Annotated in this window: 10 protein-coding genes; 9 read left to right on the plus strand and 1 reads right to left on the minus strand. The window is 45.7% G+C overall.

Annotated features, from left to right (window positions below):
• Positions 1-82: 82 nt before the first annotated feature.
• Positions 83-1090, plus strand: coding sequence for a biotin synthase BioB (bioB, locus tag WA407_RS08545; protein WP_336077126.1), 1008 nt, complete (start codon positions 83-85; stop codon positions 1088-1090).
• Positions 1091-1126: 36 nt separating this feature from the next.
• Entirely contained in the window at positions 1127-2245 is a 1119-nt protein-coding gene (locus WA407_RS08550) for a glycerol dehydrogenase (protein WP_336077127.1), read from the plus strand.
• 439 nt (positions 2246-2684) lie between these two features.
• On the opposite strand, the gene WA407_RS08555 is transcribed toward WA407_RS08550, so the two are convergent.
• Positions 2685-3917 carry an aminopeptidase gene (locus WA407_RS08555; protein ID WP_235309729.1) on the minus strand — a complete coding sequence of 411 codons (1233 nt, stop codon included), beginning with the start codon at positions 3915-3917 and terminating at the stop codon, positions 2685-2687.
• A 162-nt stretch (positions 3918-4079) separates the two neighbouring features.
• On the opposite strand from WA407_RS08555, the gene WA407_RS08560 reads away from it, so the two are divergent.
• The 7 genes from WA407_RS08560 to WA407_RS08590 all read left to right on the plus strand — a co-directional run bounded on the left by WA407_RS08560 (position 4080) and on the right by WA407_RS08590 (position 12181).
• Positions 4080-4376 carry a hypothetical protein gene (locus WA407_RS08560; protein WP_061828288.1) on the plus strand — a complete coding sequence of 99 codons (297 nt, stop codon included), beginning with the start codon at positions 4080-4082 and terminating at the stop codon, positions 4374-4376.
• 125 nt (positions 4377-4501) lie between these two features.
• Positions 4502-5305, plus strand: a complete 804-nt coding sequence (locus WA407_RS08565; protein ID WP_336077128.1) for an MBL fold metallo-hydrolase — start codon at positions 4502-4504, stop codon at positions 5303-5305.
• Between the two features lie 137 nt (positions 5306-5442).
• Complete coding sequence (locus WA407_RS08570) at positions 5443-6462, plus strand: aldose 1-epimerase (RefSeq protein ID WP_013310435.1); 1020 nt, start codon at positions 5443-5445, stop codon at positions 6460-6462.
• A gap of 154 nt (positions 6463-6616) precedes the next feature.
• Positions 6617-7318: a FadR/GntR family transcriptional regulator gene (locus WA407_RS08575; RefSeq protein WP_061828291.1), complete on the plus strand. Its 702-nt coding sequence runs from the start codon at positions 6617-6619 to the stop codon at positions 7316-7318.
• Positions 7319-7416: 98 nt separating this feature from the next.
• Positions 7417-8961: a 2-isopropylmalate synthase gene (locus WA407_RS08580; RefSeq protein WP_235309731.1), complete on the plus strand. Its 1545-nt coding sequence runs from the start codon at positions 7417-7419 to the stop codon at positions 8959-8961.
• A 163-nt stretch (positions 8962-9124) separates the two neighbouring features.
• Positions 9125-10513 (plus strand): class II fumarate hydratase, encoded by a 1389-nt coding sequence (fumC, locus tag WA407_RS08585; protein ID WP_336077130.1) that lies wholly within the window; start codon positions 9125-9127, stop codon positions 10511-10513.
• 201 nt (positions 10514-10714) lie between these two features.
• Positions 10715-12181, plus strand: coding sequence for a potassium/proton antiporter (locus WA407_RS08590; protein ID WP_235309733.1), 1467 nt, complete (start codon positions 10715-10717; stop codon positions 12179-12181).
• Positions 12182-12335: the final 154 nt, after the last annotated feature.

Here is a 12335-nt window from a genome sequence, read left to right on the forward strand (position 1 = left end):
GGTTGACAATAACAAAAAAACTTCCTCTACGTTGAAAATCTTATCCATTTACATGATCATTAAATTTTGGGAGGCAAGAAGTATGAATTTACTAAACGAGGTTATAGATTGGGGCTTGTTGGCTGAAAAAGCGATCCAAGGCAGCCGTATATCGCTGGAAGAAGGTATGGAGATACTGGAAGCCGACGATGAGGAATTATTACCAATTATGCAAGCTGCATTTCAGGTGCGACATCACTTTTATGAAAAAAAAGTAAAGCTCAACATGATCATCAATGCCAAAAGTGGCCTGTGCCCGGAGGATTGCGGTTATTGCTCACAATCTATCGTATCCACGGCGCCTGTGAGCAAGTACAGTATGCTGGACAAGGAATCACTGTTGGCTGGAGCTAGGGAAGCAGTAGCGCGGAGAGCAGGGACGTATTGTATCGTAGCTTCCGGCAAAGGTCCAACAGATCGAGAGCTGGATCAGGTGATTGAGGCAGTGCAAGAAATTAATCGCACGATGCCGCTCAAAATTTGCGCCTGCTTAGGGATTCTCAAGGGAGATCAGGCACGACGGTTGGCAGAGGCTGGGGTACATCGATACAATCATAATTTAAATACAAGTAAGGCCAACTATCCTTCGATTACAACCACACATACATACGATCAACGCGTCGAAACTGTGAAAATGGCTCAATCTCACGGAATGTCTCCATGCTCTGGCGTTATTATCGGGATAGGGGAAACGAATGAGGAAATCGTACAAATGGCTTATGCCTTACGGGAGTTAGATGCTGACTCTATTCCGGTTAACTTTTTGAGTCCAGTCCCTGGAACCCCGTTGGAAGGAGCAAAGCGAATATCACCTATCCAAGCTTTGAAGGTGCTGGCACTGTTCCGCTTCATCTGTCCATCCAAAGAAATACGCGTTGCAGGTGGACGAGAGTTGAATTTACGCTCGTTACAACCGCTATGCCTGTATGCAGCGAATTCAATTTTTGTAGGAGATTATTTAACGACAGAAGGCCAGGAGGTCACATTTGATCATCAAATGATTGAAGATCTTGGTTTCGAAATTGAGATGTGTGCCCTTTCAACCGTATAATAGAAATTGTACAAACTTGGAAGGGAGAGTTAAACGATGAGCGAAAAAGTATTTATTAGTCCAGGTAAATATGTGCAAGGGAAAAATGTGATTGATAAAACAGGTGAGTATGTTAAGCCATTAGGTCATACTGCCTTGGTTATTGCGGACAAACTGGTTTGGGAGATTGCAGCCGACCGCGTAGTAAAAAGTCTGGAACAGGCTGATATTACGGCGGTTAAAATGGAGTTTCAAGGGGAAGCATCGAAAAATGAAGTCAACCGTATTGCGGATCAGGGACGAAGCGCCCAGGTCGATATTGTCATTGGTGTAGGTGGTGGTAAAACGCTGGATACGGCCAAAGCCGTTAATGAACTACTCGGTTCCTCAGTTGTGATTATTCCAACGACTGCTTCTACAGATGCCCCTACTAGTGCACTATCTGTTTTGTACACCGATGAGGGTGCATTTGATACGTATACCTTTTTCAGTAAAAATCCGAGCCTGATCCTGGTGGACACGAAAGTCATTTCTCAAGCGCCGCCCTTGTTCCTCTCCTCAGGCATTGCAGATGCCATGGCAACGTGGATTGAGGTCCGTGCGGTCATTGAAGCTCGCGCAACGACAATGGCTGGTGGTTTGCCAACCTTGGCGGCAGAAGCCATTGCGTCCAAGTGTGAGGAAGTTCTTTTCGATTACGGTCTGCAGGCTTATGAATCCGTGAAACGCAAAGTCGTCACACCTGCGCTTGAAGCGGTAGTCGAAGCCAATACGTTGCTAAGCGGTTTGGGCTTTGAAAGCGGCGGTTTGGCAGGCGCACATGCGATTCACAATGGTTTTACCGTTCTGGAAGGGGATATTCATCACCTGACACATGGTCAGAAGGTAGCTTTTGGCACCTTAGTCCAGCTTGCTTTGGAAAAAAGACCTTTGTCCGAGGTGGAGCGGTATATTGACTTTTATCTAAAACTCGATCTGCCTGTCACGCTGGAAGACATTAAGCTACAGGAAGCTTCCCGAGAGGATTTGTACCGGGTAGCTCAGGCTGCTACTAAAGAAGGCGAAACTGCTCACAATCTACCATTTGCTGTCACAGCGGATGATGTGCTTGATGCGATTTTAGCGGCTGACCAATATTCACTTGCCTATAAGGCTAAAATTGGACATAAAAGCTAACTTCATACGAAATAAAGTAGATTCAAAGGTCGCTGATCAGCGACCTTTTTTCCATTTTTTATCTTGCAACTTATGTTATAAGGTGTATATCTTGGGTCCGATCAACCTTATGTTCCTGTGAGTAAAGTTCCGGGCTGGAGTTGGGCTTTTGTCGTGGTCAGCTTGGTTATAGGATTGCTATTTTCGGGGATTTTCGGTGTGTGTATAGGAATATTGGGCAGCATGTTTTACGTGAAATCATCTTTATCCATGCATCAAACCACCAATCGAAGAGTTGTAAATTGCCTTATTGTCTTTTTCATCATCAGCGTGATACAAATTGTTTTTGGAATTGCAGCGAATTCTTGGATTAACACGTTGTAAAATAGATCTAACATAGCCTATAGGAAGAAGCAAGAAGGCTCTCACGCATAAAACGGTGGGAGCCTTTTTTGCCGTGTTAGATCGCCCAATTTCCTTTACGGAAGATAGGTTCCTCAGTACCGTCCTCGGTAACGCCGTTAATGTCCATTTCAGCTGAACCGATCATAAAGTCGACGTGAGTCAGGCTGGAATTCAGGCCGTTGGCAGCCAACTGCTCTTGAGTCATATCCTTGCCGCCTTTAAGGTTAAATGCATAAGCATTACCGATGGCCAAGTGATTAGAGGCATTTTCATCAAACAACGTATTATAAAATAAAATATTTTTATCAGAGATAGGTGACTTGTGAGGTACGAGAGCAACCTCCCCCAGATAGTGTGAACCTTCATCCATTTCTACGAGATGCTGAAGAGTTTCCAAACCGGTTTCTGCCTGTACATCGACAATACGTCCATTTTCAAAAGTCAGTGAAAAGTTGTCGATGATATTTCCGCTGTAGCTAAGTGGCTTGGTGCTGCTGACCTTACCGTTCACTCCCGTTTTGAGCGGAGCTGTAAACACTTCCTCGGTAGGCATATTGGCTACAAAAGTATGTCCCTGTTGGTTGACGCTTTCGGCTGCTACCCACAGATGATCTTTTGCCAATTCGATGGTGAGGTCTGTGCCTGGAGCCAGATAATGCAGCTTTTTATAGCGTTTGGCATTTAAAATATCAGCTTTGCTGGAAAGGATTTTCAAATGCTCTTTCCACGCCTCCACAGGGTTATCCAGATCCACACGCACGGTGCTGAAAATGGCATCCCACAGTTTATCCATTTGCTCTGAAGCTGGCAGATCAGGGAATACTTTGGCAGCCCACTCTGCTGAAGGATAAGCAATCAGAGACCAACTGAATTTGTCGGCCATTTGATACTCACGATATTGACGTAATTCATGTGACCGCACACGCTGGGCAGCAGTAATTCGGCTGGACGGAATTCCCTGAAGCAAATCCGGATTTTCTGCAATGACATGCAGTACAGCTGCGCCATTTTCGACCTCTTCAGTCATTTCGGCTGCGTACCATTTGGGAGCAATATTAAAAGTTTCATCAGGAGCTAGTTCATACTGTAATCGAGTAATAGTCTCATCACTCCATTTTACTGTAACCAGCTTGGCCCCAGCAGTATACGCTGATTTGACGATAAGTCTCACGAGTTCGGCGGACAAAATTGGTGCATGAACGATGAGTGTCTGCCCAGGATGGACATTGGCGCCGACCCGAACGGCTAACTCGGCATATTTGTGCAATTTTTGTTGAAAATCTGACATGTAACTTTCCTCCATTTCACGAAAAGCCTTAAACAAGGCTTGGGTAACTTGCACAGTTTTTTTGCAAATTCCACACATAGCTTATATATTGTACAATGTAACGAAAAGGTTCACAAATCAGTTTTGGTACTATTTAGTGAAAATGAAAGGGCGGATAGATGAATGACAGAGCAAAATTCACCTCAGGAAGTGAAAGAAGTACATATTCAACAGGCACAAATGACAAAAGATGAGAATGGTGCTTATCTGGGCCAAGTGGTATTTAAAGTAGAGGGACAGAGTTCTGTATATGAAATCACATTCCACAGCAAAAGGGGAAAGGAATGGGATTACAGTCTCCATTTTGCGGGAGAGCCACGGGTGGAGGAAGAGATGCTGCAAATGGATAGCTGGATTGAAGAGAACGATGATTTGTTCGACTATTTGCTAGATACGGCATGGAGCAAATTACCCGAGTAATGTAAACATGGTCTATTTTCGTGACAAGCGGATTATATTTAGCAGTGTCCGCATATTCTGCTGACATGGGGGAAGCCTAAGGTCGATGTTAACAGGAAATTCCATGTGAATAGGAGGGTGAAGCTTTGGCAAATCATCTGTTCACCGAAGGAATGACGGCAAATGAAGAGGCTGCTCCCGATCTCCTGAGCTTACGGACGCTGTTTGTAAATATGTGTTTTATTGGGGAGCCGGGAAGCCGTTCCTGGGTGCTGGTGGATACGGGGATGACAGGATTTACAGACTCGATTATACGCCTGGCAGAGGAACGGTTCACTGGCCCTCCGATCGCTATTGTGCTTACACATGGTCATTTTGATCATGTAGGTTCGGTTATTGAGTTGGTACAGCATTGGGGTACACCTGTTTATGCACATCCTTTGGAATTACCTTATTTGACGGGAATGAAGGATTATCAAAAACCTGACCCTAGTGTAGGGGGAGGTTTAATGTCGAGCATTTCCTTCTTATACCCTAATGATGCTATAGATCTCGATGATCGCATCACATCACTGCCCCCAGATGGCAGTGTCCCCGGTGCCCCTGGTTGGAAGTGGCTGCATACGCCAGGACATACACCTGGTCATGTATCGCTTTTTCATGAGCGAAGAAGGTTAATGGTGGCCGGTGACGCTTTTATTACGGTGAAACAGGAATCGGCACTGGCCGTTATTTTACAGGAAAAAGAAATACATGGGCCTCCTGCGTATTTTACGACAGATTGGCAAGCTGCGCAGCGTTCGGTGGAAATGCTGGCCAAGTTAAAGCCTGAGATTGCAGTCACAGGACATGGTCATTACATGCATGGTGCTGAGCTGACAGATCAGCTGGAGCGACTGGCGGGAGATTTTGAGCACATGGCTGTACCCAAACAGGGCCGTTATGTGTAGTGATGCGTGAAGGACGATGCCTTGCGGGGCATCGTTTTTTGTATGGACGTGGAATTTTTTTGCTCAGCATGGTATAGTCAAGCCAAAAGCTAAACGCTTTCATTAAACATCGTCATTTCATCAAGGAGGATTTTTTGATGACACAACAACATGCTGCAATTGGTGATCTTTATTATGGAATACCGGCGATTCGTCTTAAATTTGGACGATATGAAGCAGTTGCCCTGCCGGGAAACGGCGCAAATCTGATTTCTTTTCGTGACAATGAAACGGGATATTCTTTTCTGCGTGAGCCAGATGCTGAGAGCATAGAGGCTTTTAAGCAAAGCCCGTCTGTTTACGGAATTCCTTTCCTGTTCCCTCCGAATCGGTATGAGGATGGAAAATTCCTGTGGAATGGTGTTACATATGAGCTGCCGATAAATGAAGAGGCGACCCACAACCATCTGCACGGCTTTTTACACACTGTTCGGTGGGAGGTTGAGGACTACGGTTCTGGGGAGCAAGGTAGCTATGTGGTAATGAATCAGCATGTAAGGGAAGGACATCCCATGTTCCGCTATTTACCCTTCACCTTTACCATGAAGTTAACGTACAGCCTGGACGAATTTGGCCTGCATCAGCGTTATGTGATCCATAACGAGGGCGATCAACCGATCCCCAACTTATTTGCCTTTCACACAGCGATTCGCGTTCCGTTCGTACCCGATAGCTCGCCTGAGGATTACAAGATTAAGGTCACAATCGGTGAGCGTCGTGAGCTGACGGAACGGTTGTTGGCCACAGGTCAGTTCCAGCCTTTATCTCCGGAAGAGGAACTGCTGAAGACGACGGGAGTTAGTCCTTATTTTGCCTCTATGGATAATCATTACACGGCAGCTCCGCAAAATGGACGCAACTACATGGAACTGACACACAGTAAGACAGGTGCTACCCTCGTATACGATGTAGGCACAGCTTATAAGCATTGGATGATCTGGAATAACAAAGCGAACAAGGAATTCATCTGTCCTGAGCCGCAAATGAACATGATCAATGCACCGAATCGTCCGGATCTGCCAGCAGAGGAGATCGGATTGATTGCACTGGCTCCAGGCCATATTTTTGAAGCAACCAGTCGTTTGTATTGTATTACACCTAATAAATCGAAATCCTAACATTTAAATTTATCCTTATAGGCCTGTATCGTGTCCAACGGTGCAGGCTTTATTTGGGTATGTAAGCATAGGTAAGGACCAATGGGGAAGGAGGACGAAAAAGGTTGCAGAATGACAAGCAGTCGTAGTATGATACGAAACAGGAGATGATCAGATGAATTTTCCTTTTCAAGCCGTCAAACGCAAGCAAATCGCCGATGAAGTGGCTGAACAGCTGCAACGAAAAATTGCTGCTGGTGAATGGAATGTGGGCACTAAGATTCCAACCGAGCCCGAGCTCATGAAGCTATTCGGAGTCGGGCGATCTACAGTACGTGAAGCGGTTAGCGTTCTGGTGCATGCCGGTCTATTAGAGAAAAAGCAAGGACACGGAACTTTTGTCTGCCAACCGACGACTTCTCAAGAGCCATTGGATTACCGTCTAAGCCGTGCTGAAATTATTGAGGTTTATGAAGTGCGGAGTGTGTTGGAACTAGAGATTGCCAGATTGGCTGCATTACGTCGTAATGACGAGGATTTACGCTTAATGCGTGCGGCGTTGGACCGTCGTGCTGCAACTTTGGCCGCTGGAGATTTGACTGGGTACCTAGATGCGGATATCACTTTTCACTTGGCTGTTGCCGGAGCTACACGCAATAAGGTGCTTACAGACGTATATGGCAGCTTTGTAGAGGCCATTCGCAAGGCATTGAACAATCTCATTACCGATCCAGCGATGCAAAATCATTTTACTCTGCAGCATGAAAAAATATATGAAGCAATCCGTGATCAGGATGGCAAGGCTGCCGAACTTTATAGCATTCAACATTTGGACGGCACCAAGCTGGAGCTGCAAAAGCATATGGGAAGTTCATAATTTTTTTATCCTTAAACATCAGATGATCAGATGAATATAATGATCTTTGAGCCTTTTACTTGAGCATCTCCTAAAATCAAACCAAAGGTGGTATCTGCATGCGCAAAATATGGGTGTTGGACACAACGTTAAGAGATGGAGAGCAATCACCAGGAGTTAGCTTAACCAGCACAGAAAAGGTGGAAATTGCGCTTCAGCTTCAAAAATTAGGCGTAGATCGGATTGAGACTGGCTTTCCAGCAACCTCGCCTGGTGAGATTATCAGCATGCAGGAGATTGCCAAACAGGTTACCCAAGCAACACTGGTTGGTTTTGCACGCTCGAAAGAACAGGATATTGATGCAGTCAGAGAGGCGCTACGAGGAGCTGAGGATGCCTGTCTTCATTTGTTCCTGGCTACCTCACCCATTCACCGCCAACATAAGCTGCGAATGGATAAAGCGAAAGTATTAGAGACCGCTGCTGCTGCCATTCGTTATGGACGCAAGTATTTCAGCAAGGTAGAATTTTCAGCAGAGGACGCCAGCCGTACCGAGCTGGACTTTATTTGTGAAGTCGTGGATATGGCGATTCGTGCTGGAGCGACAGTCGTCAATTTACCGGATACGGTGGGATATGCCTCGCCGGATCAGTTCGGTGAAATGTTTAGAATTGTAAAGCAACAAGTGCCCGGTATCGAAAAAATACAACTTAGCACACATTGTCATGATGATCTTGGCATGGCAACAGCTAACACGCTGGCGGCCATCCGTAATGGTGTAGATCAATTTGAAGGTACCATCAATGGAATTGGTGAGCGAGCCGGAAATACACCTATCGAGGAAGTTGCACTGGCCCTTGATACCAGAACCGAGCTTTATAGTGCACAAACGAGTCTGGTTTTGGAGGAGCTGTATGCCACCAGTCGTCTGGTGAGCAAACGTACGGGGATGTCGGTACCGGGAAACAAGGCCATTGTTGGAGCCAATGCGTTTGCTCACGAGTCCGGTATACACCAGGACGGAATGCTCAAAGAGCGTACAACGTATGAAATCGTGTCCCCTGAACGTATTGGTCTGAAGACGAGTAAACTTGTGTTGGGCAAGCACTCGGGTCGACATGCATTTAAAGAAAAACTGGCGGACATGGGGTTTGATGCTTTGACGGAGGAACAGCTGCAAGAGGCGTTCCGCAAATTCAAGGCCTTGACGGATAAGAAAAAACAGGTGCTAGATGAAGATTTGCACGTCCTGATGGACGAAAGCCGCAATGCCTCACCTCAAATGTACACACTGGATTCCATTCAGGTGTCTTATGGCAATCAGTCGGTTCCAGTCGCATCCATTCGGCTGAGTAAACAAGATGGGACAGCAATTGATGAAGTAGCAATGGGTAACGGTTCTGTAGATGCGATTTTCCATGCTATAGACAAGGCCAGTGGTGAAGAGGTGGAGTTAGAGGATTATTCGATCCAATCTGTAACATATGGCAAAGATGCGTTGGGGGAAGTACACGCTAGTTTGAGGCAAGGTGAGTACACAGCTCTGGGAAGAGGCACAAGTACTGATATTTTGGAAGCTAGCGCCAAAGCTTACATCGATGCGCTGAACAAGCTACTGGGCAGAAAAGAAGTCCATGGCAAAAGCAATATCACCATTAGCTGAACTTTGTGACCCAGGATAGTAGCCGAAATCTCCTTTTGCCTCCTCTGATCTCATTGTAAAAAAGCGCTTGCAAAATAAATGATAACATTTGAAATTTAATGTATAATAGGCAAGAGAGTACCATATTTTGTCTGAATTACATAGGCCAAGAGGAGGAAATGAGTTGAACTACCGCATCGAAAAGGATACGTTGGGTGAAATCAAGGTACCGGCAGACCGTCTGTGGGGAGCGCAAACACAGCGCAGCAAGGAAAATTTTCCGATTGGCTCGGAGAAAATGCCATTAGAGGTCATACAGGCGTTCGCGGTGCTTAAAAAAAGCGCGGCGATCAGTAACTATAAGCTGGGTAAGCTATCACAGGAGAAGCAGGACGCCATTATTTATGCAGCGGACGAAATTCTCGCAGGGCGGGTTGATGACCATTTCCCGTTGGTTGTATGGCAGACAGGAAGCGGTACGCAGTCCAATATGAATGTAAATGAAGTGATTGCTCATCTGGGAAGCCAATGGTTACAAGAGCAGGGAAAAGATATGAAGCTGCATCCCAATGACGATGTAAACATGTCGCAAAGCTCAAATGATACGTTTCCTACGGCGCTTCATGTAGCGGGTGTCATTGCAGTGGAGGACCGTTTGTTGCCTGCCATTGATAAGCTGAAAGAGACTTTTCAACAGAAGTCAGAGCAATTCAAGGATATTATAAAAATTGGACGAACCCATTTACAAGATGCGACACCGCTTACGCTGGGTCAGGAAATAAGCGGCTGGTATGCCATGCTGGACAAGAGCAAGCGAATGATCATCGACACGGTGCAATACATGAAGGAGCTGGCGATTGGCGGAACCGCGGTGGGGACAGGAATTAACGCTCATCCAGAGTTCGGCTCCCGAACCTCTGCGGAAATTTCTAGTTTCACTGGCAAAACGTTCACTTCCGCACCCAATAAATTTCATGCACTGACCAGCCACGATGAAGTGGTGGCCGTACATGGAGCAGTCAAAGCGCTCGCGGCTGATTTGATGAAAATCGCCAATGATGTTCGCTGGCTGGCAAGTGGTCCGCGTAGCGGCTTGGGCGAAATCATGATTCCTGCTAACGAGCCAGGTAGCTCCATTATGCCAGGTAAGGTGAATCCGACTCAGAGTGAAGCACTGACGATGGTCGTTACGCAAGTAATGGGTAATGATGCAGCTATCGGCTTTGCTGCGAGCCAGGGTAATTTTGAACTGAACGTGTTTAAGCCAGTAATCATCTACAATTTTTTGCAATCTGTTCATCTGCTGGCCGATTCCATGATTGCTTTTAACGACAACTGTGCGATTGGCATCGAGCCTGATCTCGCTAAAATTGAGCACAATTTGAATAATTCGCTGATGCTGGTGACGGCATTGAATCCACATATCGGATATGAAAATGCCGCTAAAATCGCCAAACTTGCACATGCAGAAGGGCTGTCCCTAAAAGAAGCGGCACTCCGCAGCGGACTGTTGACTGAAGAACAGTTCGATCAATATGTTGTACCTGCGCATATGATTCATCCTAAAGCCTAAAGCACGACGATAGTCTCTGCTTAAGCCTTATAAAAAATATACAAAACCAGCTCATGGAGTGCGATTTAGCACAAACCATGAGCTGGATTTTTTGATTTTATTATATAATTTTTTATTTAGGATTAGTATTCTGTGTGATTTGAGGGTATATAGATAGAAGGCGAAAAATTGAACATCTATTTTCAAGATAGGAGAAGCCGTATGGAACAGACAACCGTTATTAATTTGATTGTACTTTTGCTGTCCGGCTTGCTGCTGGTCGGCGTGCTGACTACCAAATTTTCCAGCCGTTTCGGTATGCCTGCGCTCGTTTTGTTTATTGCCGTAGGTATGGTGCTCAGTCAGTTTATTTATTTTGATAATGCCTTTATCACACAGCTAGTTGGCATTCTCGCGCTCATTGTAATCTTGTTTGAAGGCGGGATGCAGACAAAGTTTGCAGATGTTAAGCCGGTTATTCGACCTGCATTGTCATTATCAACGTTAGGGGTCATCATTACGACCGTAGTCATTGGCGTATGCGCCAAGTTTATTTTAGGCGTAAGCTGGATGGAATCCATGCTGTTTGGCGCTATTGTCGGATCGACCGATGCGGCGGCCGTGTTTTCCGTTCTAGGAGGTAAAAACATCAAAAAACGAATTACCTCAACGCTCGAAGCGGAATCCGGCAGTAATGACCCGATGGCTGTATTTCTCACGGTAACATTGATTGAGCTGATACATCACCCTGAGCAATCCATTTGGATACATATCTTGTTATTTTTATGGGAAATGGGTTTCGGTTTAGTCGTTGGTTTTGTACTCGGACGTATCGGTGTATATGCGATTAATAAAATGAATTTTGATTCCTCCGGTTTGTATCCTGTGATGGCGCTGGCATTTGCGGTCTTGACGTATGCTGCGGCATCGTTACTGGAGGCAAGCGGATTGCTGGCGGTTTATGTCATGGCCATTGTCTTGGGAAATTCCGACTTGACCTACAAGCGATCCATTATCCATTTTAACAATGGTTTCGCCTGGATGGTGCAGATTATGATGTTTGTCCTGCTCGGGCTATTGGTCTTTCCCGATCAATTGCTGGGCATTGCGTGGCAAAGCTTGGCGCTCTCCTTCATCCTCATGCTCGTGGCTCGTCCAATAGGCGTATTCCTAAGCTTACTTTTTTCCAGGTACTCTGTGCGCGAGAAGACACTGTTATCCTGGGCAGGACTGCGGGGGGCGGTACCTATTGTACTAGCAACCTATCCTTTACTGGATGAGATGGATGTAGGACCCTTGTTTTTTAATGTTGTATTTTTCGTCGTGCTCACTTCTGCGATTATTCAAGGTACCACTATTTCGTGGCTAGCGGTGAAGCTTGGCTTGATGGACCCTAACGAGACGTCATCTCCTTCACTGCTGGAATTAGTTTCTCTGGGAAAAACCACTTCGGAAATCAACCACATTCAGGTACAAAAAGGGATGTCGATTGCAGGCAAAGCGATTCAGGATATACAGTTGCCTGAAGATATTTTATTCACAGCCATAATTCGGAACGAGCAAATTATTGCCCCGAGAGGCACGACGGTGATTGAACCGGGCGATACATTGTATGTGCTTAGTCCCAAACTGAAGCGACAGCAGATGAAAGAACTGTTCATGCTGCTCGAACCAGAGGCTGCTCCGTAAAAAGCGTAGAGTACCCTTAGTTACAGTCCTTCACATTCATGTGGAGGACTTTTTCCTGTATTTTTTTCAGAGTGGATGAATCTGTTAAAAAATTGACACTATCATTCTACAAAATTAGTTTATGATATTGTCGTTAGATGTCGCTGCCTATCGT

The sequence above is a fragment of the Paenibacillus sp. 203 genome (assembly GCF_037027525.1).
Classification (GTDB): Bacteria; Bacillota; Bacilli; order Paenibacillales; family Paenibacillaceae; genus Paenibacillus; species Paenibacillus polymyxa_B.

Coding starts and splice junctions, on each gene's coding strand:
- bioB (WP_336077126.1), top strand. CDS start 83: ATGAATTTACTAAACGAGGTTATAGATTGGGGCTTGTTGGCTGAAAAA.
- WA407_RS08590 (WP_235309733.1), top strand. CDS start 10,715: ATGGAACAGACAACCGTTATTAATTTGATTGTACTTTTGCTGTCCGGC.
- WA407_RS08575 (WP_061828291.1), top strand. CDS start 6,617: ATGAATTTTCCTTTTCAAGCCGTCAAACGCAAGCAAATCGCCGATGAA.
- WA407_RS08570 (WP_013310435.1), top strand. CDS start 5,443: ATGACACAACAACATGCTGCAATTGGTGATCTTTATTATGGAATACCG.
- WA407_RS08550 (WP_336077127.1), top strand. CDS start 1,127: ATGAGCGAAAAAGTATTTATTAGTCCAGGTAAATATGTGCAAGGGAAA.
- WA407_RS08580 (WP_235309731.1), top strand. CDS start 7,417: ATGCGCAAAATATGGGTGTTGGACACAACGTTAAGAGATGGAGAGCAA.
- WA407_RS08560 (WP_061828288.1), top strand. CDS start 4,080: ATGACAGAGCAAAATTCACCTCAGGAAGTGAAAGAAGTACATATTCAA.
- WA407_RS08555 (WP_235309729.1), bottom strand. CDS start 3,917: ATGTCAGATTTTCAACAAAAATTGCACAAATATGCCGAGTTAGCCGTT.